This window comes from Pararhizobium sp., assembly GCF_965279435.1.
Lineage (GTDB): Bacteria > Pseudomonadota > Alphaproteobacteria > Rhizobiales > Rhizobiaceae > Pararhizobium.
The window spans coordinates 796,518-819,392 of the sequence record NZ_CBDIHY010000002.1 but is presented as its reverse complement, the minus strand read 5'-3'; the positions used below and the strand labels follow the sequence as shown (position 1 = coordinate 819,392).

The 22,875-nt window shown below is 60.0% G+C and carries 20 protein-coding genes; 18 read left to right on the top strand and 2 right to left on the bottom strand.

Going from position 1 to position 22,875, the window contains the following annotated elements:
• Positions 1-51 precede the first annotated feature (51 nt).
• Complete coding sequence (locus ACQY8Q_RS05255) at positions 52-993, bottom strand: LysR substrate-binding domain-containing protein (protein WP_428425574.1); 942 nt, start codon at positions 991-993, stop codon at positions 52-54.
• Positions 994-1,157: 164 nt separating this feature from the next.
• Here ACQY8Q_RS05255 and ACQY8Q_RS05250 point away from each other — a divergent pair, with 164 nt between their 5' ends.
• The 11 genes from ACQY8Q_RS05250 to ACQY8Q_RS05200 all read left to right on the top strand — a co-directional run bounded on the left by ACQY8Q_RS05250 (position 1,158) and on the right by ACQY8Q_RS05200 (position 12,501).
• Positions 1,158-2,339 carry a muconate/chloromuconate family cycloisomerase gene (locus ACQY8Q_RS05250; RefSeq protein WP_428425343.1) on the top strand — a complete coding sequence of 394 codons (1,182 nt, stop codon included), beginning with the start codon at positions 1,158-1,160 and terminating at the stop codon, positions 2,337-2,339.
• A gap of 11 nt (positions 2,340-2,350) precedes the next feature.
• Positions 2,351-2,641: a muconolactone Delta-isomerase gene (gene catC, locus ACQY8Q_RS05245; RefSeq protein ID WP_428425341.1), complete on the top strand. Its 291-nt coding sequence runs from the start codon at positions 2,351-2,353 to the stop codon at positions 2,639-2,641.
• Between the two features lie 77 nt (positions 2,642-2,718).
• Positions 2,719-3,657 (top strand): catechol 1,2-dioxygenase, encoded by a 939-nt coding sequence (gene catA, locus ACQY8Q_RS05240; protein WP_428425339.1) that lies wholly within the window; start codon positions 2,719-2,721, stop codon positions 3,655-3,657.
• Between the two features lie 113 nt (positions 3,658-3,770).
• A complete protein-coding gene (locus tag ACQY8Q_RS05235; protein ID WP_428425337.1) occupies positions 3,771-5,129 on the top strand; it encodes a Rieske 2Fe-2S domain-containing protein in 1,359 nt (452 codons plus the stop codon).
• Complete coding sequence (gene benB / locus ACQY8Q_RS05230) at positions 5,126-5,614, top strand: benzoate 1,2-dioxygenase small subunit (RefSeq protein WP_428425335.1); 489 nt, start codon at positions 5,126-5,128, stop codon at positions 5,612-5,614. The genes ACQY8Q_RS05235 and benB overlap by 4 nt, the downstream gene beginning before the upstream one ends.
• Before the next feature lie 40 nt (positions 5,615-5,654).
• Complete coding sequence (benC, locus tag ACQY8Q_RS05225) at positions 5,655-6,686, top strand: benzoate 1,2-dioxygenase electron transfer component BenC (protein ID WP_428425333.1); 1,032 nt, start codon at positions 5,655-5,657, stop codon at positions 6,684-6,686.
• Positions 6,683-7,471, top strand: a complete 789-nt coding sequence (benD, locus tag ACQY8Q_RS05220) for a benzoate diol dehydrogenase BenD (RefSeq protein ID WP_428425331.1) — start codon at positions 6,683-6,685, stop codon at positions 7,469-7,471. Before benC ends, benD begins: the two co-directional genes overlap by 4 nt.
• Positions 7,472-7,510: 39 nt before the next feature.
• Positions 7,511-8,845 (top strand): MFS transporter, encoded by a 1,335-nt coding sequence (locus tag ACQY8Q_RS05215; RefSeq protein WP_428425329.1) that lies wholly within the window; start codon positions 7,511-7,513, stop codon positions 8,843-8,845.
• A gap of 106 nt (positions 8,846-8,951) precedes the next feature.
• Positions 8,952-9,761 carry a 3-oxoadipate enol-lactonase gene (pcaD, locus tag ACQY8Q_RS05210; protein WP_428425327.1) on the top strand — a complete coding sequence of 270 codons (810 nt, stop codon included), beginning with the start codon at positions 8,952-8,954 and terminating at the stop codon, positions 9,759-9,761.
• Positions 9,762-9,887: 126 nt separating this feature from the next.
• Positions 9,888-11,354 (top strand): benzaldehyde dehydrogenase, encoded by a 1,467-nt coding sequence (locus ACQY8Q_RS05205; protein WP_428425325.1) that lies wholly within the window; start codon positions 9,888-9,890, stop codon positions 11,352-11,354.
• Positions 11,355-11,370: 16 nt separating this feature from the next.
• The gene (locus ACQY8Q_RS05200; RefSeq protein WP_428425572.1) at positions 11,371-12,501 is read left to right on the top strand and encodes an NAD(P)-dependent alcohol dehydrogenase; all 1,131 of its coding nucleotides are present in this window, start codon (positions 11,371-11,373) and stop codon (positions 12,499-12,501) included.
• A 282-nt stretch (positions 12,502-12,783) separates the two neighbouring features.
• Here the strand turns inward: ACQY8Q_RS05200 and ACQY8Q_RS05195 are convergent, their stop codons facing one another.
• Complete coding sequence (locus ACQY8Q_RS05195) at positions 12,784-13,389, bottom strand: J domain-containing protein (protein ID WP_113244223.1); 606 nt, start codon at positions 13,387-13,389, stop codon at positions 12,784-12,786.
• Positions 13,390-13,704: 315 nt separating this feature from the next.
• On the opposite strand from ACQY8Q_RS05195, the gene ACQY8Q_RS05190 reads away from it, so the two are divergent.
• The 7 genes from ACQY8Q_RS05190 to ACQY8Q_RS05160 all read left to right on the top strand — a co-directional run bounded on the left by ACQY8Q_RS05190 (position 13,705) and on the right by ACQY8Q_RS05160 (position 22,849).
• A complete protein-coding gene (locus ACQY8Q_RS05190; RefSeq protein ID WP_428425322.1) occupies positions 13,705-15,786 on the top strand; it encodes a carboxy terminal-processing peptidase in 2,082 nt (693 codons plus the stop codon).
• A 419-nt stretch (positions 15,787-16,205) separates the two neighbouring features.
• Positions 16,206-17,621 carry an LLM class flavin-dependent oxidoreductase gene (locus ACQY8Q_RS05185; RefSeq protein ID WP_428425320.1) on the top strand — a complete coding sequence of 472 codons (1,416 nt, stop codon included), beginning with the start codon at positions 16,206-16,208 and terminating at the stop codon, positions 17,619-17,621.
• Between the two features lie 80 nt (positions 17,622-17,701).
• Entirely contained in the window at positions 17,702-18,931 is a 1,230-nt protein-coding gene (locus ACQY8Q_RS05180; RefSeq protein WP_428425318.1) for a monooxygenase, read from the top strand.
• A 5-nt stretch (positions 18,932-18,936) separates the two neighbouring features.
• Positions 18,937-20,019: a methionine ABC transporter ATP-binding protein gene (locus ACQY8Q_RS05175; protein WP_428425316.1), complete on the top strand. Its 1,083-nt coding sequence runs from the start codon at positions 18,937-18,939 to the stop codon at positions 20,017-20,019.
• On the top strand, positions 20,009-20,668 hold the full coding sequence (locus tag ACQY8Q_RS05170) for a methionine ABC transporter permease (protein ID WP_428425314.1): 660 nt from the start codon (positions 20,009-20,011) through the stop codon (positions 20,666-20,668). The genes ACQY8Q_RS05175 and ACQY8Q_RS05170 overlap by 11 nt, the downstream gene beginning before the upstream one ends.
• Positions 20,669-20,688: 20 nt before the next feature.
• On the top strand, positions 20,689-21,501 hold the full coding sequence (locus tag ACQY8Q_RS05165; RefSeq protein ID WP_428425312.1) for a MetQ/NlpA family ABC transporter substrate-binding protein: 813 nt from the start codon (positions 20,689-20,691) through the stop codon (positions 21,499-21,501).
• Between the two features lie 85 nt (positions 21,502-21,586).
• Positions 21,587-22,849 (top strand): SfnB family sulfur acquisition oxidoreductase, encoded by a 1,263-nt coding sequence (locus tag ACQY8Q_RS05160; protein WP_428425310.1) that lies wholly within the window; start codon positions 21,587-21,589, stop codon positions 22,847-22,849.
• The last annotated feature ends 26 nt before the right edge of the window (positions 22,850-22,875 follow it).

The following is a 22,875-nucleotide window of genomic DNA, read 5'->3' as shown; positions in this document are numbered from 1 at the left end:
ATTGAACGGCCCAGTTCACGGCCACAATCGGAAAATTTCGCAGGGGGCCGGTCATTTGTCCGCTGGCCGGTCGGGCAGCAGGTTGTGGGCCATGTCGAGCCAGGGTGGGTTCTCGGCATACATCTCCTGGATCAACCGCTTGACCAGGCCAATCTGAGCGGAGGTGTCGCCAACCCGGTGATTGAGGATCACGGGCGAGATGGCGTCTTCTTCTTTCAGCAGGCGATAGTGGACGTCTGAGCGCATCTGGCGGGCCGAGGCGGGAATGACGCAGACGCCGGCTTCGGCTGCGACAAGGCCCAGCGCTGTCTGGATCTCACGCACCTCCTGTACTTCAGCGACCCGGGCATTGTGGTTGTGCAGCAGGCTCAGCACCTGATCGGCGTAGCCGGGGCGCGGTTCCTTCGGGTAGACAATCAGCTTTTGGCCAGACAATTCCGAAACCGGGAGAGGCGTTGACAGTTCAGCCAGCCGCGAACTCCTCGGGATGGCGGCGACCAGGCGTTCCTGGCGCAACACAATGCCTACGACATTTGGATCGTCATGATGCAATCGGCCGAAACCAATATCGATGCGTCCCTCCTTCAGCGCCGGGAGTTGCTGCACGGACACCATTTCGAGGAGCCGGATATCCAGTTCCGGCGCATGCTGACGGAGTTTTCTCACAAGCGACGGCAGGCCGCCATAGAGCGTCGATGCGACGAAGCCGATGGAAAACACGCTGTTCTGGTTGAGCCCCACCCGGCGTGTCGCCTCCTGCATCTGCTCCACCCGGCCAAGAACCTGCAATGCCTGCTCGTAAAACAGCCGCCCGGCGTCCGTGAGTTTCAAAGGGCGGCTTTTGCGGATGATGAGCTGGACGCCCAGACCTTCCTCCAAGAGCTGGATCTGCCGGCTGAGCGGCGGCTGGGCGATGTGTAGCACTTTCGCCGCGCGGGTAAAATTGCGTTCGCTGGCAACCGCCACGAAATAGCGTAGCTGTCTGAGATCCATTGCTGTTTTTCTCCTGCCGCCGTCAAGCACTGCATCAGTGCGGGTATGTTGCACCGCAAAAAACTAAAATGCGGAGGCATTTTTCGCTATACGATACTTAAAAAGTATCATTGCAGATTCAAACGGTGTTGGACAAGAGTACCACTCCGTCGCAACCTGTCCGCATGAGCAAAGCCTTTACACCACCGACCCAAACTGCCGATTTTGCCCCTGTCGTCGAACGGATTGAGACTTGGCTGGTCGATCTTCCGACGATCAGGCCACACAAATTATCCGTCGCCACGATGGATGGGCAAACGCTGATGCTGGTGAAAATCCATTGCAGCGACGGCATCTTTGGCATCGGTGAGGGCACGACGATCGGCGGCCTCGCCTATGGTGGCGAAAGCCCGGAAAGCATGAAGCTTGCCATCGATACGCATTTTGCGCCGGTAATGATTGGTCAGGACGCAACCCGTGTGCAGGCACTGACGGCGCGCATCGGCAAGATGGTGAAGGAAAACCGTTTCGCCAAGAGCGCCGTTGAGACAGCGCTGCTCGACGCCCATGGCAAGCGGCTTGGCCTGCCGGTCAGCGAACTGCTGGGCGGCCGCCGCCGCGATCGCCTGCCCGTCGCATGGACGCTGGCCTCGGGCGATACCGCACGGGATATTGCTGAAGCGGAGGCGATGCTTGATCTGCGCCGTCACAGGATATTCAAGCTGAAGATCGGGGCGAGAAGCCTGCGCGAGGACATCGCGCATGTCGCCGCAATCAAGCGGGCGCTGGGCGATCGCGGCGCGGTCCGCGTCGACGTCAATATGGCCTGGAGCGAAACGGAAGCTGCCCATGGCATGGCTGCTTTGGCCGATGCCGGCTGTGAGCTGGTCGAACAGCCTGTCGCGGCTGCTTCGGCGCTGGCGCGCCTGATGCGGCGTTTTCCCGTGCCGCTGATGGCTGACGAATCGCTGACCGGTCCTGAATCGGCCTTCGAGTTGGCCAAGGTCGGCGGCGCCGACGTGTTCGCCGTCAAGATCGAACAGAGCGGCGGGCTTTTCAATGCGCAGCGCGTGGCGGCGATCGCCGACGCTGCCGGTATCGGCCTTTATGGTGGCACGATGCTGGAAGGCGCGTTCGGCACCATCGCCTCGGCGCATGTGTTCGCCACTTTTGCCAATCTGCAATGGGGCACCGAGCTGTTCGGCCCGCTGCTTCTGACGGAAGAAATCCTACGCCAGCCGCTGGATTATCATGACTTCGAACTGACCGTACCCAACGGACCCGGGCTCGGGATTGAGCTGGATGATGATCGCGTCGCTTTCTTCATTCGTGACGGACTGCGCAAAACCATCAGCATTGCCGGGTAAGGGAGAAAACCATGCTTTTCCATGTACGAATGGACGTGAAACTTCCCCACGATCTGCCTGCGGCCCAGGCGGCCGACATTCTGGCGAAAGAAAAGGCCTATTCGCAGGAACTTCAGCGTAGCGGCAAATGGCGGCATATCTGGCGCATTGCCGGTGAATACGCAAACTACAGCATTCTGGATGTCAAGGATAATACCGAGCTGCACGAGATCCTCTCGGGGCTGCCGCTGTTCAAGTTCATGCGCATCGAGGTGACGCCGCTTCTGCGGCATCCGTCCTCCATCCGCGATGACGATACCTGACGATTTCGCAAGGCGGCGTTCCCGGAGAGGAGGGGCCGCGCCAGCTTTTTCCAACAATCCTTAGAGGAGGAATGACCATGACAGTTAAGATTTTCGACAGACCGGACATCCAGGCGTTTCTGAGTGTTTTGAGCGGTCTCGACAAGGACGGCGGCAATCCGCGCGTCAAGCAGATCACGCATCGCATCATGTCCGATCTGTTCAAGGCCATCGATGATCTCGATATTACCCCGGACGAATATTGGGCCGGCATCGCCTGGATCAACGAAATCGGTGCGACCGGACAGGCGGGCCTGATCTCGCCCGGCCTTGGCCTCGACCACTTCCTCGACGAACGTCTGGATGCGATCGATGCGTCGCTCGGCATCGACAACCCGACACCGCGCAACATCGAGGGTCCACTTTACGTCGCCGGCGCCCCGGTCTCGCGTGGCTTTGCCCGCCTGGACGATGGTACGGATACCAACGGCCATACTCTGATCATGCATGGCACTGTTTTCAGTGCAGACGGCAAGCCGCTGCCAGGCGCAACCGTCGAGGTATGGCACTGTGATACCCGTGGGTTCTATTCGCACTTCGACCCGACCGGAAAGCAGGCGCCGTTCAACATGCGCCGGACGATCATCACCGACGACAAGGGCTGTTACAAGTTCCGCAGCATCGTGCCGCATGGGTACGGCGTGCCTCCCGGTAGCCCGACAGAGCGGCTTCTTTCGAGCCTTGGCCGTCACGGCCAGCGCCCGGCGCATATCCACCTCTTCATCGGCGCCGACGGTCACCGCAAGCTGACCACCCAGATCAACATCGAAGGCGACCCTCTGGTCAACGACGACTTTGCTTATGCGACCCGCGACGGTCTGGTGCCGTCCGTCATCGAGCGGACCGACGAGGCTGGCATCAGGGCCAATGACCTCGAAGGTCCGTTCGCCGAGATCAAGTTCGATATTCATCTCACGGCCCTGATCAACGGCGTTGATAACCAGATCAACGAACAGCGCAGCCGCGCGGCCGCGTAAAACCCTGCTATAGCGGCGGCCCCGCAGGGACCGCCGCCACCAACATTCACCGTTGTCATCGACATTGTTGCAAGGGCGGCGCTCGCAGAGGCGCGCCTTGCGGGAGAGAAGTCATGTCCGCAATTATCGATAAAGCCCGGAACCTCGATCACCTGCTTGCCACCGCCGTGCAGGACGACAAGGAGACCGGCATCTTCCGTTGCCGCCGCGACATCTTCACCAGCGAAGACTTGTTCGAGCTGGAGATGAAGCACATTTTCGAGAGCAACTGGGTCTATCTGGCGCACGAAAGCCAAATCCCGGAGAACAACGATTATTACACGACCTATATCGGCCGCCAGCCGGTGGTTATCACCCGCGACAAGAATGGCGAGCTGCACGCGGTCATCAATGCCTGCGCCCATCGCGGTGCCATGCTGTGCCGGCGCAAGCACGGCAACAAGGGTAGCTTTACCTGTCCGTTCCACGGCTGGACTTTCTCCAACACTGGCAAACTACTGAAGGTCAAGGATGAGAAGACGACCCAGTATCCACCGCAGTTCGCTCAGAACGGGTCGCACGACCTGAAGCGCGTTCCCCGTTTTGCAAGCTATCGCGGCTTTCTTTTCGGCAGTCTGAAGGAAGACGTGGCGACGCTGGAAGACTATCTCGGCGAAACCAAGGTCATCATCGACCAGATCGTCGACCAGGCTCCGGACGGGCTGGAAGTGTTGCGGGGCAACTCGTCCTACATCTACGACGGAAACTGGAAGCTGCAGATGGAAAACGGCTGTGACGGTTATCACGTCAGCTCCGTGCACTGGAATTACGCCGCGACGATGGGACGGCGCAAGGAAGAAGGCACGAAGGCCGTCGATGCCAACAGCTGGAGCCGCTCCGTCGCCGGTGTCTACGGTTTCGAGAACGGCCACATCCTGCTGTGGACCAACACGATGAACCCGGAGGTTCGTCCAGTCTATCACCAGCAGGACGAGATCAGCGCCCGCGTCGGCGCCGACAAGGCGGACTTCATCGTCAACCAGACGCGCAATCTCTGCGTCTACCCGAATGTCTTCCTGATGGACCAGTTCAGCACGCAGATCCGTGTGACCCGCCCGATCAGCGTCGGCCAGACCGAAATCAGCATCTTCTGTTTCGCGCCAAAGGGCGAGAACGCAGAGGCGCGGGAATTGCGCATCCGCCAGTACGAAGATTTCTTCAACGTGTCGGGTATGGGCACGGCTGACGATCTGGAGGAATTCCGCGCCTGTCAGGCAGGATATGCCGGCACGGCTGCGCTGTGGAACGATCTGTCCCGCGGTGCGCCGCTATGGATCGATGGTCCCGACGACAATGCCCGCAAGATGGGACTGAACCCGCTTCTGTCCGGTGAGCGCAGCGAGGACGAAGGCCTGTTCGTGCGCCAGCACGAATACTGGGCAAGGGTGATGCGCGATGCGCTTTCCACCGAGAAGAATGGAGTGATCGCATGAGCATTTCCCACGATGCCATCAATGCCTTTCTCTACAGGGAGGCTCGTCTCCTCGATGACCGCGATTGGGACGCGTGGCTGACCTGCTACGCCCCCGATGTGACCTACTGGATGCCCGCCTGGGACGATGACGATCAGATCGTGGAGAACCCGTATTCGCAGATTTCGCTGATCTATTATCCCACCCGGGACGGCCTGGAAGACCGGGTATTCCGGATCAAGACGGAGCGGTCTGGGGCTTCCATGCCGGAACCCCGTACCAGCCACAACGTCACCAATGTCGAGGTGTTGGCAGACCGGGGCAACGAAGTCGACGTGCGCTACAATTTCAACACGTTGAACCACCGTTACAAGATAACGGACCAGTTCTTCGGAACAATTTTCGTCACATTGCGCGAAAGCGAAGGCGGTCTGCTGATCGCCAACAAGAAGATCGTGCTGAAGAACGACTACATCCGCCAGGTCATCGACGTTTATCACATCTGACGATCGAGTTCCGGCGTGGCAAGAGCTTTGAGGAGCAACCATGACCAGCTACAGGATTGCACTGAACTTCGAAGATGGGGTAACCCGCTTCGTTGAATGCAAGGTGGGCGAGAAGGTTCTCGACGCCGCCTTCCGCAACCGGATCAACCTGCCGATGGACTGTTCCGACGGCGTCTGCGGTACCTGCAAGTGTCGCGCCGAAAGCGGCGTCTACGATCTGGGTGGTGACTATATCGACGACGCCCTGACCGAAGACGAGGCGGCCGAGGGTCTGGTGCTGACCTGTCAGATGGTGCCGTCAAGCGACTGTGTGATCGCGGTTCCCACCACATCGCTGGTTTGCAAGACCGGACAGCAGAAATTTGCAGCCACGGTGGCACAGGTGACCCCGCACAACGATGCGGCGATCCTGCTGGAGCTGGATGTTGACGCCGCCACAGTGGCGCCGGCCTTCCTGCCGGGCCAGTATGTCAACATCGACGTGCCGGGCAGCGGGCAGAGCCGCTCGTACTCCTTCAGTTCGGCGCCGGGCGACCGGCGTATCGCTTTCCTCATCAAGAAAATCCCTGGTGGCACCATGAGCCATTGGCTTGCCAGGGCGAAGGCGGGCGACCGGCTGGACCTGACAGGCCCACTCGGCAGCTTCTACATGCGCGACGTACAGCGTCCGTTGCTGCTGCTGGCGGGTGGCACCGGGCTTGCGCCGTTCCTCTCGATGCTGGAAGTGCTTGGCCAGGCAGGTTCGCAACAGAAAATCCATCTGATCTATGCTGTGACGCGTGATCTCGACCTGGTGCTCGTCGACGCGATCGAGGCCTATGTCGCGCGCCTGCCCAACTTTACCTTCGCCACCGTAGTGGCCGACCAGGCGTCGTCCCATCCACGCAGGGGCTGGGTTACACAGCATATGCCGGACGACACCGCGGATGGTGGCAATCTGGATGTTTACCTGTGCGGTCCGCCGCCCATGGTCGATGCCGTGCGCCACTATTTCGACGACAACGGCGTCAAACCCAACAGCTTTCACTACGAGAAGTTCACGCCGAACGTTGCGCTGAAGGAAAGCGCATGAGCGCGGCCCATTTCGCCAACCGTTTTGCCGCCAAGGTTCTGGTGGTGACGGGTGCTGCCCAGGGCATTGGGCGTTCTGTTGCGTTGCGGGCGGTGCAGGAAGGCGGGCGCGTGCTGTTCGTCGACCGGGCCGATTTCGTCGGGGACGTGGCCGCCGAGGCGGACAGCAGCAACGCGGCCGCGTTCACTGCCGATCTCGAGACCTTCGACGGTGCGGCGGCGGCCATGGAGTTTGCGGCCGAAAGGTTCGGCGGCATAGACATCCTGATCAACAATATCGGCGGAGCGATCCGCATGCGTCCCTATGCCGATTTCGAGCCGGCGCAGATCGATGCGGAAATCCGCCGGTCGCTGATGCCGACGCTCTACGGCTGTCATGCCGTTCTGCCGCACCTTTTCGCAGGCGGCGGCGGCACCATCGTCAACGTGTCGTCGAATGCCACGCGTGGTATCCACCGGGTGCCCTATTCGGCGGCGAAGGGTGGTGTCAACGCGCTTACTCAGGCGCTTGCCATGGAGCTGGCGGAACGCAACATCCGCGTCGTTGCCACCGCGCCGGGCGGTACGCAGGCGCCGCCGCGCCGCGTGCCACGCAACGCCGCCGGCGACAGCGAACAGGAAGAGGCCTGGATGGCCGATGTCGTGCAGCAGGTGAAGCAATCGAGTTTCATGAAGCGTTACGGCACCATCGAGGAGCAGGCTGCACCGATCCTGTTCCTTGCCTCGGACGAGGCGTCCTACATTACCGGCAGCGTCTTGGCCGTCGCTGGAGGCGATCTCGGCTGAAGATTCCAACTTTTATGCGTAACGACTCGGGGAGGAGCGATGATGCGCAATATCGATATCAATGAAGCAATAGATAACAACCCTTTTGGCAGGTTCCAGTGGACCGTGGTGGCGCTCTGCGCGCTGCTTTTGATCGTCGACGGCTACGATGTCTTCGTTGCCGGAACCGTTCTGCCAACGCTCATTACCGAATGGGGCCTGACCAAACCACAGGCGGGCGCTCTGCAGGCGTGGGCGCTTTTCGGAATGATGTTCGGTGCCCTCATCTTCGGCACCCTTGCCGACAAGATCGGGCGCAAGAAGGGCATTGCGATCAGTTTCCTGCTGTTTACCGTCGCAACCCTTCTGACCGGTTTCGCCAATACGCCGGAACAGTTCAAGATTTTCCGTTTCATTGCCGGTCTCGGATGTGGCGGCCTGATGCCGAACACCGTGGCCTTGATGAACGAATACGCGCCCAAACGCCTTCGCGGCACCATGGTAGCGATCATGTTCTCGGGTTATTCCGTTGGCGGCATGGTGGCCGCGGGGCTCGGAATCGGTCTTATCCCGCAATACGGATGGAAGCCGATGTTCCTGATCGCCGCGCTGCCGCTGGTCATGCTGCCGGTCATCCTGTGGAAGCTGCCGGAATCGCTAGGCTTCCTCATTCGCCAGGGCCAGCAGGAAAAGGCGAAGCGGATTTATGAAAAGCTCAGCCCTTCCACGCGCCTTGCCGAGAGCGACAGACTGGCCTTCAGCGAAGTCAAAGGCGCGTCCGCATCGGTCGCCGAACTGTTCCGCCATCAACGCATGCTCAGCACCCTCATGCTCTGGGTTTCCTTCTTCTGCTGCCTGCTGCTCGTCTATCTGCTGTCGTCGTGGCTGCCGAAAGTTCTGCAGGAGGCGGGTTATGCTGAAAAAGCCAGCCTTCTCAGCCTGTTCTCGCTCAACTTCGGCGGTATGGTCGGTGCCATCACCGGCGGCCGTCTGGGCGACCGTTTCGGACTGCCGAAGGTGGTCGTCGGCTTCTTCATTGCAGCCACACTTTCGATCGCCCTGATCGGCTTCAATCTGCCCACCGGCCTTCTGTTCCTGATGGTGTTCATCGCCGGTGCCACCACCATCGGCACGCAGATACTGCTCTACGCGAGCGTCGCGCAGCTTTATAATCTCTCCGTCCGTTCCACGGGGTTGGGCTGGGCCTCCGGCGTCGGGCGCATCGGCGCTATCGTCGGGCCGACGCTGGGTGGTGTTCTTCTTGCCCAGCAAATGCCGCTCCAGCAGAATTTCCTGATCTTCGCGATCCCGGCCGCGATCTCGACGCTGGCCATGCTGGTGTTCACGGTCGCCAATGCCCGCCGCACCAGCGCGGTGCTGGTCGCAGCGGCGTAAGGGGCTGCACGATGATCAATCCCAGCTCACGGTTCCGCCACGCCAGCCACACGGAGCCTTGTCGCAGAGTTCCAATACGCCGCAACGAACAAAGAGCAGTCCAGTCATGCCCTATCTTGATCTCGCCACCCATCGTCTCCACTACCGCGTCGATGCTGACGCCGCACCGGGAAAACCCTGGCTGACGTTCAGCAATTCGCTCGGAACAGACCTGCATATGTGGGATGCGCAGGTGGCTTCTCTTTCGCCGCATTTCCGCATCCTGCGCTACGATCGGCGCGGGCACGGGCTGTCATCGGCACCCCCGCCGCCTTACGCTCTGGCCGATCTTGGCGGCGATGTGCTTGCCCTACTCGACGCACTGGAGATCGGGCAGACCCATTTCTGCGGTCTGTCGATCGGCGGCTTGGTCGGGCAGTGGCTGGGCATTCATGCGCCAGAACGAATTGACAAGATCGTCCTCTGCGCGACGGCGGCGAAGATCGGAACGGCCGAAAGCTGGGCCGCCCGCATCAAAGACGTGCGGGAAAACGGCCTTGGTGGATTGACCGGGGCAACCGCCGAGCGCTGGTTCACGCCAGGTTTCAACGCGCGCGAACCTGTCACCGTCGGCGCCATCCTCGAAAGCTTCACCGCCACCTCGTTGGACGGTTACGCCGGCTGCTGCGCGGCTCTTGCCGGCGCCGATCTGCGAGACCAGATCGCGGTGATTGCCAGTCCGCTTCTGGCTATTTCCGGTGCTGACGACGCAGTGTGCCCGCCATCGGATCTCCAGGAGATCGCCGGGCGCGTACAGCAGGGGCGGCACGTATCCTTGCCTGGACGGCACATCATCAACGTCGAGGCGGCGCCAGCCTTCAACGAACTGCTGCTCAGGTTTTTTAGCGATGGATTCTTAGCAACGGACGCCGAATAGGAATGAGGCTCACGCAGCGGCAGCGTTCATTCTTTTGCCGTCACGCGAGCCTAACGCGATACGCAGGCCCATCAACACGGCTAGCCGGGTACGAAACAACGTCCATTGGATCGAGAGGAAATTGAAATGACAAGAACGGCATTCATTATCAAGGACGAACACCTGAAAGGTGCGACATTCGATGGCGCCTGGAAAAGCTCCGTCCGGACGCAGGCCGCCATTGAACCTGCAACCGGCAGAATTTTGGGGCAGATCGGCATGGCCAGCCCCGATGATATACACACCGCCGCCGCCGCCGCCCGCAAGGCACAAACCGGATGGGCCGCGACAGACTATGAGCGCCGCGCGGAAATTCTGCGCAACGCCGCCCGGACTGCGGAAGACAACCGCGACGAAATCATAGACTGGCTCGTGCGCGAATCCGGATCGACGATCTCGAAGGCAGCATTCGAACTCGCCGTAACGATCAAGGCTCTTTACGAAGCCTCGGCAATGCCGTCTCAGTCCGCAGGGCAGATGCTGCCGACGCGGCCCGGCCGCCTCAATCTTGCCCGCCGCAGGCCGATAGGCGTCGTCGGCGTTATTTCGCCGTTCAATTTCCCGCTATACCTCGCCATGCGCGCGGTCGCGCCCGCCATCGCGGTTGGCAATGCGGTCGTGCTGAAGCCGGATCCGCGCACCGCGGTGTGCGGAGGATATGTCATTGCCCGCCTGTTCGAGGAAGCGGGCCTTCCGTCCGGTGTGTTGTCCGTTCTGCCGGGCGACGGTGCTGCCGGGGCTGCTTTATGCGAAGCGCCCGACATCGGCATGATCCAATTCACCGGTTCGACGCCGGCAGGGCGTAAGGTCGGCGAGACGGCGGGCCGAAACCTCAAGAAGGTCTCGCTCGAGCTTGGCGGCAAGAATGCCTTCATCGTCCTCGACGATGCCGATCTCGATCTTGCCGTTAAGAATGCGGTCTGGAGCGCCTATCTGCATCAAGGGCAAATCTGCATGTCGGCGGGCCGTATTCTCGTACAGTCCGGTATCGCCGAGGAATTCAGCCGCAGGCTTGCCGCGCACGCGGCCGGGTTGCCGGTCGGCGACCCAGCGACAGGACAGGTGGCTCTTGGTCCGATGATCAACCAAAACCAGGTTGATCACGCATTGGCGATCGTAAAGGCAGCGGTTGCGAATGGTGCAACGCTTACGGCCGGCGGATCTGCCGACGGTCTGTTCTTCCAGCCGACGGTATTGACCGGTGTACGCCCGGGCAACCCGGCTTTCACTGAGGAAATCTTTGCGCCCGTCGCCGTCTTGACTGTCTTCGACAAGGACGAGGACGCCATCGCGCTTGCCAATGATACGGAATACGGCCTCTCGGCGGCCATCGTCTCGCGCTCGGTCGGGCGCGCACTTGCCCTCGGCGAGAGACTGAATGTCGGGTTGCTGCACATCAATGACTCGACGGTCAATGACGAGGTTGTCAATCCGTTCGGCGGTGTCGGCGCCTCCGGCAACGGTGCCAGCATCGGCGGTCCGGCCAATTGGGAAGAGTTTACACAATGGCAGTGGGTGACGGTCAAGGCCGAAGCCCCGGCCTACCCCCTTTGAAATGGAGGATATCATGATGAACCAGGCAATTCGCTGCACCGAAATCACTGCCGCCGTGACGCGCTCCAAGGGCGCTCCCTTCACAATCGAAGCGGCACGCATTCGCCAACCTCAGGGGAGCGAAGTGCTGGTGCGCGTTGTCGCAACCGGCCTGTGCCACACCGACATGATCGTTCGGGATCAGTACTATCCGGTTCCGCTGCCGGCGGTGCTCGGCCATGAAGGTGCCGGGATCGTCGAGAGCGTGGGGCCGAACGTCAAGATGATCAGGCCCGGCGACCATGTTGTGCTGACCTACGGGTCATGCGGTCATTGCGACAGTTGTGCGGAGGGGCACGGATCCTACTGCCAACACTTCTTCCGGCTGAATTTCGGCGGTTCCGACGCCAGTGGTCAGACGGCGATCGAGGATGCCGACGGGCAGTCGCTGCATGACCATTTCTTTGCCCAGTCGTCGTTCGCGACCTACGCGATCGCTGAGGAAAACAATGCGATCAAGGTGCCGAAGGACGCTCCGCTCGATATTCTCGGTCCGCTCGGCTGCGGCATACAGACGGGGGCCGGCGCGGTCATCAACTCGCTCAAGGTGACGCCGGGAGCAAGCTTTGTCAGCTTCGGCGCCGGTGCCGTCGGGTTGAGTGCCATCATGGCTGCACGGATCGTCGGTGCGGCCACCATCATTGCGGTGGACGTGGTTTCGTCGCGGCTGGAGCTTGCCAAGGAACTTGGCGCAACGCATATCGTGAACAGCCGCGAGCGTGATGTCATCGCGGCCGTCATCGAAATCACCGGAGCCGGGGCGAATTTTGCGCTGGAATCGACTGGCCGGCCGGAGGTTTTGGCACAGGCGATCGAAACGCTCGGATTGCTCGGCGTCATCGGGGTCGTTGGCGCACCAAAGCTCGGGACGAAGGCCGAGTTTGATGTCAACAATCTGCTGCTCAAGGGGCGCAGCATCCGTGGTATCGTCGAGGGCGACAGCGTGCCGCAAGTCTTCATCCCGCAACTCATAGAACTGCACCGTCAAGGCCGTTTCCCCTTCGATAAGCTGGTGAAATTCTATCCGCTTGCTGAAATCAACCAGGCAGTGAAGGATTGTGAATCCGGAGTAACGTTGAAGGCGGTGTTGCGCATGCCGCAAGCGTGAAGGATTTCACGGATCTAGCGTTATGAAATAAGTGTGTGGTCTCGGCGGTAGCAATGCCGAGTTGTCACCGGAACTGCATCCGATTGGCACCGAGCACCTTCACCCCCAACACCCAGTGCCAGAGGTGGCGAGCGCAATGATCATCGCCCGCTGCCGGTTTATCGGGCGCGATCTCAAGCTAATCCCAACCTGGATTCATAGCCATCGGCGGTGAGTTTTATGCTGGCATCTCTGGCCTGACATTCAGCCCAATGGGTGAGTGCCTGCCGATAGGTGAGAGCCTCAGCAAAAACCGTTCAGCTTGAGGATCTTGTGCGCCTCGATCGATGCGCGAAGCTCGTCTTCGGAGGTGCGGTTGCCCTGGTTGGCGTCGGGATGGTGCATTTTGAGCCGTTCTTTGTAACGGCTTCTGATTTCCTCCGGCGTCGCCTCTGGCGGAAGTCCAAGTGTCGCGAAGGCCTTGGCTTCGAGAACCTTGAGTTTTCGGACCGGGACACCGTTTTTTTGCGCCCGGTTCTGTGCATCTCTGCGGGCGTTCAACGTCTTTGCAGAGCCGGAGCGGACAGTCGACGGAATGGGAATTTCGGTTGCTTGCTGGACACGGGTTCCGAACGTCGCACGACTGCCGGTCGTCGCTTCCTTTTGGTAGCGGGCAACGTCCGCATCCACTGGAGCCGTCGTAAAGCTATAACCCTTGTTGTAGTCTTTCACGTGCTCAAGACAGAACAACAGATACAGGCCTTCCGCACCCGGGCCAACAGGGGCACGATGCGTGCCAACCTTTTCGCAGCCATCCCATTGGCATTTCGGACCAGCGGGTGCGCTGGTGGTAGCCGTCTTTTTGCGGGTCGATTTAAGTCCGACAAATATTTTCGAATCAAGCGTCATAAAGCCTATATGGACGCAGTGCGCCACGACCGCAAGATTTTGTGGACGAGGCCGCAAGGGCTTTTGCGAGGTGGCGCTTCAGGCTTAGGCTGGATATTCATACCAAGCATCGTTCCAAGAGCAGCCCAGCTGCCTGCCATGAGGATTTCGACGTCACGCGATCGTGAATTGATCGGAATGGCGCTGCTGTTCAGAGCAGATAGCGGGCAGGACTGGTGTATCGAGGCATACGCACCTCTTTGGTTGCCAAAAAACCATAATTGTTCCACCAACGTTACTGATCACGACACGACATTAGAATTGGATCACAGCTGAATGCGTATACACCACTGCTTGCTTGGTATGTTCCTGGCAGTCGCACCATCCGCATATGCTCTGGAAGCCGGATCGCCGCCCGTTCTGGGGCCACTGCAGCAACAGGGACAAGCCGCGCGTCTAAGCGCGCAATTCATGACGCGTTTCGGCTACAGACCCGTTCCGCTCGATGATGCCTTGTCAGCCAAGATCATGACCAGCTTCATCAAGTCGCTCGATCCGGACCGGACGCTGTTTCTGCAGGCGGACATCGATAAATTCATGTCCAACAGCACAAAGATTGACGATGCCATCAAACGGGAAGACCTGCGGATTCCGTTTTCAATTTTCAACGTCTATGAGCAGCGCGTTGTCGGCCGGATGGACTATGCGCGCACCTTGCTCAAGCAAAAGTTCGATTTCAGTGCGCAGGAATCCTATTCCTTGCTGCGCGACGAAGCGCCCTGGCCGCAATCTCAAGCCGAAAGCGATGACCTCTGGCGAAAACGCGTCAAAGGCGACTGGCTCCGGCTGAAACTGGCAGGCAAAACGGACGCTGTCATTCGTGACACGCTCGACAAACGCTATCAAAATTCCCTCGATCGCGCTTTTAAGTACAAGAGCGACGACGTTTTCCAGTCTTTCATGGGCGCCTATACGACGTCGGTTGATCCGCACACCGACTATTTCGGCGCGCGGGCTTCAGCTGAGTTCGATATTTCCATGAAGCTTTCGCTGGTTGGTATCGGTGCGGTCCTGCAGGAGCGCGATGACTACACGACGATCCGTGAACTCGTGCCGGGTGGCCCGGCGCAATTGTCCGGCAAGCTTACGGTCGGAGATCGCATTACCGGTGTCGGTCAAGGTCCCGACGGCCCGGTAAAGGAAGTGGTGGGCATGCGCCTGGATGAGATCGTGCAATTGATCCGAGGCAAGAAGGATTCAGTCGTACGACTGGACATCTTGCCGGCGGATGCTGGTCCAGATGGCAGCCATCGTATTATCAGCCTGACGCGCGACAAGATAAGCCTCGAGAAGCAGGCCGCCAGCAAGTCCATCCTGCCGGTAAAGGATGGCGCGGCGACACGCAAAATCGGCGTCATTACGTTGCCGGCGTTTTATGAAGATTTCGAAGCGCGGCGAAAAGGCGACCCGGATTATCGAAGCGCCAGCCGCGATGTCGCCAAGCTTCTCGGCGAACTGCAGCAGGACGATGTCGATGGTGTCGTCATCGATTTGCGCAACAACGGCGGCGGGTCACTGACCGAGGCGATTGAACTGACAGGTCTGTTCGTCGGAAAAGGTCCGGTGGTTCAGCAACGCGGTGCCAATGGCAGGGTGGAGGTCGAAAGCAACGATCGTCCAGCGGCCGCCTGGACAGGTCCGGTTGGTGTTTTGATCAACCGCGGTTCTGCGTCGGCTTCCGAGATTTTTGCAGCAGCGATACAGGACTACGGCCGAGGCGTGATCATCGGCGAACCCAGTTTTGGCAAAGGCACCGTGCAAACCGTCGTCAACCTTGATAAGGCGGCCAACAACAGCAAACCGAAATTCGGCGAACTGAAATTGACCATTGCGCAGTTTTTCCGTGTTAACGGCGGAACGACGCAGCTGCGCGGCGTCACGCCCGATATCAGCTTGCCGGGCCTTTCGGATGCGAAGAGTTTCGGTGAAGCAAGCTATGACAACGCTTTGCCATGGAAACAGATCAAGCCGGCAAAATATGCACCTGCCGGTGATATGGCGGCTTTGCTGCCGCAGTTGCAAGAGCGCCACGATGCCCGGGTGAGCAATGATCGGGATTTCCAGCGCTTTGTGGAAGACGTTGCCGAACTGAAAGCGCAGCGCGAGAAAGGGGTTGTCTCCCTCAATCTGACGGAGCGTCGAAACGAACTGGCTGCCCAGGCCGCCCGTCTCAAGGAGCGGGCGCAATTCAGCGATGGTCTGGATCTCGGTGAAGATGATGGTCTGCAGGCAGACGAGCGCAGCCTGAGCGCTGATATTGCCCGTGAAGCTGCCCGCAAGAATGCAAAGGATGTTTTGCTCAATGAGGCCGCCGCCATTCTGGCGGATGAAGCGGATTTGCAGGAAGGCGTGCGATAGGCAGCGATACAACGGTTGGGAGCATGGGCGGAAACTTGGCCCGTACGACGGCATGCGCCGGTCCCAATCGTGCGTTCGTTGTTCGAATTCTAACGCTTAAGACGCCGTTGGCCCCGCGATGACATCGGGGGCCAACAATTCCTGTTTCATCCATGTGACCGCCAAAAACGATGTTTTGGCCGCCGATGGAGATCATGGCGTCTTTTAAATGCCAGGCAGCACTTCGCGCCAAAAATCTGGCTGAGGGTCTTGCAGAAGAACCGCGCAACCGGCCTCGGCGGGGTGAGTTGGCTGGAATTCGATTTCCCTAATTAGAATATAAAAAACATAGATTATCTGTATTTGTGCGAATTTGCGGCTATTTTGTCCCGGTTCCAGCGGCATTTCCAATGCTGCCTGTCTGCAAACTGGAGATATCCATGGCCCGTCAAATCCGCTTCAACGCCTTCGACATGAATTGCGTTGGCCACCAGTCGCCGGGATTGTGGTCGCATCCGCGTGACCGGTCGTGGAAATACAAGGATCTGGACTATTGGCAAGACTTAGCCCGCACATTGGAGAGCGGCATCTTCGATGGCATCTTCATTGCCGACGTCATCGGCTATTACGATGTCTACAAGGGCACGAACTATCACGCGATCCACCAGGCAGCCCAGATCCCGGTCAATGATCCGTTGCAGCTCGCCGCCCCGATCGCGCTTGCCACCGAACATCTCGGTATCGGCATCACCGCATCAACCTCGTTCGAGCACCCCTATACCTTTGCCCGCCGGCTGGCGACGGCTGATCATCACACCAAGGGCCGCGTCGGCTGGAACATCGTGACGTCCTACCTTGAAAGCGGCGCCAAGAATATCGGCCAGGGTGGCCTGCGCGGTCATGACAACCGCTACGAGGTCGCCAACGAGTATGTCGAAGTGCTCTACAAGCTTTTCGAAGGCAGTTGGGAGGAGGGCGCGGTTCTGCGCGACCGCGAAAAGCGCATCTTCACCGACCCGACCAAGGTTCACGAGATCGGCCACAAGGGCAAGTATTTCGACGTACCCGGCTATCACCTGAGCGAGCCTTCGCCGCAGCGGACCCCGGTCCTCTACCAGGCCGGTGCCTCGGGCCCCGGTAAGACGTTTGCTGCCGGCCATGCCGAGTGCATCTTTGTCGCTGCCCCGACGAAATCGGTGCTCAAGGGCTATGTCGCCGACATTCGCGAACGCATTGCCCAGGCCGGCCGCGATCCGAAGAAGGTGTTCATCTACACGCTGATCACCATCATCACCGACGACACTGAAGAAAAGGCACAAAAGAAGTTCGAGGAGTACAAAAGCTATGTCTCCTATGACGGCTCGCTGACCTTCATGTCCGGCTGGAGCGGCATCGATTTCGGCCAGTACGCGCCGACGGACGTGGTGGAGAAGATCGAGACCAATGCGATCCATTCCTTTGTCGAGCACATTGCCGGCGGTGACAAATCGTGGACGATCGACGAACTCGCGCAGTTCGGCGGCATCGGCGGCATGGGGCCCGTCTTCGTCGGTTCGCCGGAGCGGATAGCCGATATCCTGCAGGAATGGGTCGAGGATACCGGCGTTGATGGTTTCAACATCGCCTATGCGGTGACACCTGACAGTTTCGAGGATGTCGTCGGCCATATCGTGCCGGAACTGCAAAAGCGCGGTGCATACCCCACGGCCTACAAGCCGGGGACGCTCAGGGAAAAGCTCTTCGGTGACGGACCCTACTTGCCGAAGAGCCATCCTGCCGACGGCTACCGCGACATCGAGGCGGTCAAGCGGCGCGAGCAGCAGGCGGAGAACAAGCTGAAGACGGTTGGTGCGTGATGGGTGACACGCTTCTCGAACGCCAGGCGCTACCCGCCGCCAGCGCGGACCATCAACCGGAAACAGGTGCAGGAACGACAATGAGCCAGATCGATTTGGCCTGGGGCGCAGGGCCGAGCCCGCGCTACGAGACATTGGCTGCGGGCTTCCGGCCACTGTTCGCTCGCATCGCCAAAGATGCGGTGCAACGCGAGCTTGAGCGCGGCTTGCCACATGACCAAATCGGCTGGTTGAAGCAGGCCGGTTTCGGGGCTCTGCGTTTACCTGTCAGCGAAGGCGGACGGGGCGCGACGCTGCCTGAATTTTTCAATCTGCTGATCGAATTGTCGGAGGCGGATTCCAACATCACCCAGGCGCTTCGCGGCCATTTCGGCTTTGCCGAGGATATCGTCAACAAGAGCGAGGGAGCGTGGCGGACCCGTTGGACCGGCCGCCTGTCGCGTGGCGAAATCGCCGGCAACGCCTGGACCGAAATTGGCGAAGCGAAGCAAGAGGGCTTTTCGACGCGGGTCACGGACAAGGGCGGAAAACTGGTTCTCAACGGCACCAAATACTACACCACAGGCTCGCTGTTTGCCGACTGGATTGATGTCGGGGCCAGCAACGAGGATGGCGCGGGCGTCGCCGTTTCCGTTCGCCGGCATGCTGACGGTGTCGATGTCATCGACGATTGGGACGGTTTCGGCCAGACACTGACGGCCAGCGGCACGACGACGTTCACCGATGTCGAAATCCTGGCGGAAGACGTCAGTATCGAGGAGGAGAAATTTCGGTATTCGGCGGCCTTCTATCAGCTCGTCCATCTGGCGACTTTGGCCGGGATCGGCCGGGCGCTGACCAGTGATGCCTCAAAGGCTGTGGCGGAGCGGCGCAGGACATATACCAATGCCGCTGGCCCCCGGTCGAGCCAGGATCCGCAGGTTCTGCAGGTCGTCGGCCGGATCCGGAGCAACGCCTATGCCGCCGGTGCCATCGTCCTGCAGGCGGCACAATCGCTCCAACGTGCTTTTGATGCTCACTTGGCAGACGATAAGGACGCGGAGGAAACGGCGAACGCTGTTGCAGAGCTGGAGACGGCCCAGGCACAGACCGTGGTTTCGACGCTGATCCTTGATGCGGCGACGATCGTCTTCGATGCACTCGGCGCATCGGCAACCAAGAAACCTTCGGGTCTTGACCGGCACTGGCGCAACGCACGGACCTTGGCGTCGCACAATCCGCGCATCTACAAGGACCGCATCGTCGGCGATTTTTCCGTCAACGGCACCTTGCCGCCCTATCAGTGGCGCATTGGCCTGAGCGCGGGCTGACCATCATGATCACGCTCGAAAATATTAGGAAGGATTTTCCCGGAAAGACCGGGGCAGTCACGGCGCTGGATGGCATAAACCTGTCCATCGGCAAGGGAGAAATCTTCGGCATCATCGGCTCCTCCGGCGCTGGAAAATCGACGCTGGTCCGGTTGATCAATCTTCTTGAGCGCCCGACCGGCGGCGAGGTCATCGTCGATGGCGAACCTGTGACAAGCTTCAAGGGACAGCCCTTGCGGGATCTGCGCCGCAAGATCGGCATGGTATTTCAGCATTTCAATCTCCTGAGCGCCCGGACCGTTTTCGGCAATGTCGCCTATCCGCTGGAACTGACCGGTGAATATGGCCGCATCGAAATCGCTGCCAAGGTCGAGACCTTGCTGGCACGGGTCGGCCTGCAGGATCACGCGCAAAAATATCCACGGCAACTGTCGGGCGGACAGAAACAGCGGGTGGGCATCGCCCGCGCACTCGCCTGCGAACCAAAAGTTCTCCTTTGCGACGAGGCGACCAGCGCGCTCGACCCGCAGACAACGGGCTCGGTGCTCGAGTTGTTGCAACAGATCAACCGCGACCTGGGCGTGACCATCGTGCTCATCACCCATGAGATGGACATTGTCCGCCGCACCTGCGACCGCGTCGCTGTCCTTGACCACGGCCGGGTTGTCGAGAGCGGGCCGGTCACACAGGTTTTCCTGCACCCACAGCACGAGGCGACTCTGAAACTGGTGCGTGAAGCTGAACCGGATGGCGGGCTTCTCGGCAATATCGCAGCGGTTGGTGCGTCTGGACGCATCGTCCGCCTGACCTTCCTTGGAGAGGCGGCGCGCAAGCCCCTGCTTGGCCGTATCGCCCGCGAAAACGGTGCCGATTACCAGATCCTGGCGGGCCGGGTGGGCAATATCCGCGACACCCCCTATGCGCAGTTTACCGTGTCGCTGTCCGGGCCGGATGTCGCCGGCGCCATTGCCGGATTGCGCAGCGGTGGCGTCACCGTCGAGGTGCATGGCGATGATGTCGAGGAGCAATCCTCGGTCACGTCGCTGCCGGCTCTGCAAAGAGGCGGAGGCCTTCGCCATGTCGTTTGAGAACCTCTATTGGAGCGATATCTTCGCAGCCCTGTCGCAGACCCTGGCCATGGTCGGGGGCGCCCTTTCCTTGACGGTGCTGCTGGGACTGCCACTGGGAATTCTGCTTTATCTGACCGGGCGCCAGCAAATCTTTTCGCATCCGCTCGCTCATGGCGGTCTATCCTTTGTGCTCAATATCATTCGCTCTGTCCCTTTCATCATCCTGTTGATCGTGCTGATGCCGGTCACAGTGATCGTTACCGGCACATCGCTTGGTATTCGTGGCGTGATCTTTCCGCTGGTGATTGGCACGGCTCCTTTTTTCGCCCGTCTGGTGGAGACTGCGCTGCGTGAGGTCGACAGGGGGATCATCGAAGCGAGCCAGGCGATGGGCGCCTCCACCGCGCAGACGATTTTCCGCGCCGTTCTGCCAGAAGCCCTGCCGAGCCTTCTGGCAGCGGTAACGGTCACGGCGATCGTGCTTGTCGATTACACCGCAATGTCCGGTGCGATCGGCGGCGGCGGCCTCGGCGATCTGGCAATCCGCTATGGCTACCACCGCTTCCAGACCGAGATCATGCTTGTCTGCGTGGTCATCCTCATTGTCTTCGTCCAGCTCATCCAGGCTGCCGGCAACAGACTCGTCTCCCATTTTTCCCGAAAATGAACCCACCCAGGAGGATTACAATGCGCATTCTGAAAACCCTGACTTTTGCCGCAGCACTTGCTGTCGGCCTGTCCCAGGCGGCGAAGGCTGCCGATACGCTGATCGTCGGCGCGACCGCCATTCCGCACGCGGAAATCCTGGAGTTCGTCAAGCCGATCGTTGCCAAGGAAGGCCTCGACCTCGATATCCGCGTCTTCACCGACTACATCCAGCCGAATGCGCAGCTCGTCTCCGGCGAACTTGACGCCAACTACTACCAGTACCGGCCGTTCCTCAACGATTACAACAAGGAGCGCGGTACCGATCTCGTGCCGATCGTGCCGGTTCATATCGAGCCATTTGTCGCCTATTCCACCAAGATCACCTCGATCGACCAATTGGCCGACGGCGCAACCGTCGCGATCCCCAACGACCCGGTCAATGGTGGACGCGGTCTTTTGCTGTTGCAGAAACTCGGGCTGATCAAGGTCAGCGGCAAGCCGGAACTCACCTCGCCGGAGGACAAGCTCCCAACTCTCAAGGACGTGGTGGAAAATCCCAAAAACCTGAAGATCGTCGAACTTGAATCGGCGCTCTTGCCGCGCGCCTTGAGCGAAGTCGATCTCGGTGCGCTCAACGGCAATTATGTCTTCGAAGCCAAGCTTGATCTGTCAAAGGCGCTGCTGATCGATCGCGGCCAGGATGGTTACAATGTCTGGAGCGAATACCTGGTCACGCGTCCGCAGACCAAGGACGATCCGCGGATCGCCAAGCTGGCAAAGGCACTGAACAGTGCGGAAACACGCAAGTTCATCGAAGACCGCTATAAGGGCCAGATTATCGCCGCGTTCTGATCCTGCGCTGCCATAAGCATCCATGGCGGAGCCTTTGCTCCGCCATGCCTGTCGCAATGAAACACCAGACAAAGACGGTTTTCCCATGAGCATCACTACCACTGCAGCCATTGCGCCAACGCCTCTATCATCGGGAGATACCGGTTGGGTTCCGGCAAAGCCGGCCCGCCCCGCGCATGTCATCCGTGACGATGTCGAGGCGCTTGCCGTTGCCGCACAGCTCAAGCCGCTGTTTGCAGCCGAGGCGGTCGAGCGGGACCGGGAGCGGCGATTGCCCTTTGCCGAGGTCGATCTGTTTTCGCAGAGTGGCCTGTGGGGGATTACCATTCCGAACGACTATGGCGGTGCCGGCGTATCGCAGGTGACGCTTGCAAAGGTCTTTGCAACGCTGGCATCCGGCGACCCTTCGTTGACCCAGATCGCCCAGAACAGTTTTGAAATCATCGATGTTATCCGGTTAACCGGAAGCGAGGCGCAGAAACGCGATCTTTTCGGCAAGGTGCTGGCCGGGCAGCGGCTCGGCAACGCCTTCTCGGAATTCAAGGGAAAGAATGTCGAGGCGTTCGAGACGACGTTGAAGCCGCAAGGCGATGGTTATGTCGTCAAGGGACAGAAATTCTATTCGACCGGGGCGCTGTTTGCCCATCTCGTGCCGATCGTCGCGCTCGATGAGGACGGGCATGTAGTCGTCGCCGTCGCCGACCGCGATGCCTCCGGCCTTCAGGTCGTCAACGACTGGTCCGCTTTCGGACAGCGGACGACCGCGAGCGGCACGGTCATTCTCGACAATGTCATTGTCGATGCGGCGCGCGTCCTGCCGGCCCATATCGTTTATGAACATCCAAGCGCGGTTGGGCCGCAGAGCCAACTGATCCATGCGGCTATCGATGCCGGCATTGCCCGTGGCGCCATCGAAGCGACCATAGACCTCGTTCGCAATCACGCCCGCCCGTGGATCGATAGCGGGCAGGCGCGTGCATCGGATGATCCCTATACGATCGCGGCAATCGGCGATCTGAAGATCAAGCTCCACGCGGCAGAAGCCCTGTTGGAGCGTGCCGGTATCCAGCTCGATGCGACGATCGCCAGCGTCAGCGAAAAGACAATTGGCCTGGCAAAGATCGCCGTCGCCGAAGCCAAGGTGCTGACCACCGATATCGCGCTGATTGCCTCGTCAAAGCTTTTCGAGCTTGCCGGGACGCGCTCGACCCTCGGCGTGCACAATCTCGACCGGTTCTGGCGCGACGCGCGTACTCACACGCTGCACGATCCCGTACGCTGGAAACTGCACGCGATCGGCCAGTTCTACCTCAACGACATCCAGCCGCCGCTGCATTCCTGGATTTAAGGGAAACTGTTCTCTGACGGCTCCGA

Excerpts from the sequence above, each read along its gene's own strand:
- ACQY8Q_RS05255 (WP_428425574.1), bottom strand. The coding sequence starts at position 993 with ATGGATCTCAGACAGCTACGCTATTTCGTGGCGGTTGCCAGCGAACGC.
- ACQY8Q_RS05250 (WP_428425343.1), top strand. The coding sequence starts at position 1,158 with ATGAGCAAAGCCTTTACACCACCGACCCAAACTGCCGATTTTGCCCCT.
- catC (WP_428425341.1), top strand. The coding sequence starts at position 2,351 with ATGCTTTTCCATGTACGAATGGACGTGAAACTTCCCCACGATCTGCCT.
- catA (WP_428425339.1), top strand. The coding sequence starts at position 2,719 with ATGACAGTTAAGATTTTCGACAGACCGGACATCCAGGCGTTTCTGAGT.
- ACQY8Q_RS05235 (WP_428425337.1), top strand. The coding sequence starts at position 3,771 with ATGTCCGCAATTATCGATAAAGCCCGGAACCTCGATCACCTGCTTGCC.
- benB (WP_428425335.1), top strand. The coding sequence starts at position 5,126 with ATGAGCATTTCCCACGATGCCATCAATGCCTTTCTCTACAGGGAGGCT.
- benC (WP_428425333.1), top strand. The coding sequence starts at position 5,655 with ATGACCAGCTACAGGATTGCACTGAACTTCGAAGATGGGGTAACCCGC.
- benD (WP_428425331.1), top strand. The coding sequence starts at position 6,683 with ATGAGCGCGGCCCATTTCGCCAACCGTTTTGCCGCCAAGGTTCTGGTG.
- ACQY8Q_RS05215 (WP_428425329.1), top strand. The coding sequence starts at position 7,511 with ATGATGCGCAATATCGATATCAATGAAGCAATAGATAACAACCCTTTT.
- pcaD (WP_428425327.1), top strand. The coding sequence starts at position 8,952 with ATGCCCTATCTTGATCTCGCCACCCATCGTCTCCACTACCGCGTCGAT.
- ACQY8Q_RS05205 (WP_428425325.1), top strand. The coding sequence starts at position 9,888 with ATGACAAGAACGGCATTCATTATCAAGGACGAACACCTGAAAGGTGCG.
- ACQY8Q_RS05200 (WP_428425572.1), top strand. The coding sequence starts at position 11,371 with ATGAACCAGGCAATTCGCTGCACCGAAATCACTGCCGCCGTGACGCGC.
- ACQY8Q_RS05195 (WP_113244223.1), bottom strand. The coding sequence starts at position 13,389 with ATGACGCTTGATTCGAAAATATTTGTCGGACTTAAATCGACCCGCAAA.
- ACQY8Q_RS05190 (WP_428425322.1), top strand. The coding sequence starts at position 13,705 with ATGCGTATACACCACTGCTTGCTTGGTATGTTCCTGGCAGTCGCACCA.
- ACQY8Q_RS05185 (WP_428425320.1), top strand. The coding sequence starts at position 16,206 with ATGGCCCGTCAAATCCGCTTCAACGCCTTCGACATGAATTGCGTTGGC.
- ACQY8Q_RS05180 (WP_428425318.1), top strand. The coding sequence starts at position 17,702 with ATGAGCCAGATCGATTTGGCCTGGGGCGCAGGGCCGAGCCCGCGCTAC.
- ACQY8Q_RS05175 (WP_428425316.1), top strand. The coding sequence starts at position 18,937 with ATGATCACGCTCGAAAATATTAGGAAGGATTTTCCCGGAAAGACCGGG.
- ACQY8Q_RS05170 (WP_428425314.1), top strand. The coding sequence starts at position 20,009 with ATGTCGTTTGAGAACCTCTATTGGAGCGATATCTTCGCAGCCCTGTCG.
- ACQY8Q_RS05165 (WP_428425312.1), top strand. The coding sequence starts at position 20,689 with ATGCGCATTCTGAAAACCCTGACTTTTGCCGCAGCACTTGCTGTCGGC.
- ACQY8Q_RS05160 (WP_428425310.1), top strand. The coding sequence starts at position 21,587 with ATGAGCATCACTACCACTGCAGCCATTGCGCCAACGCCTCTATCATCG.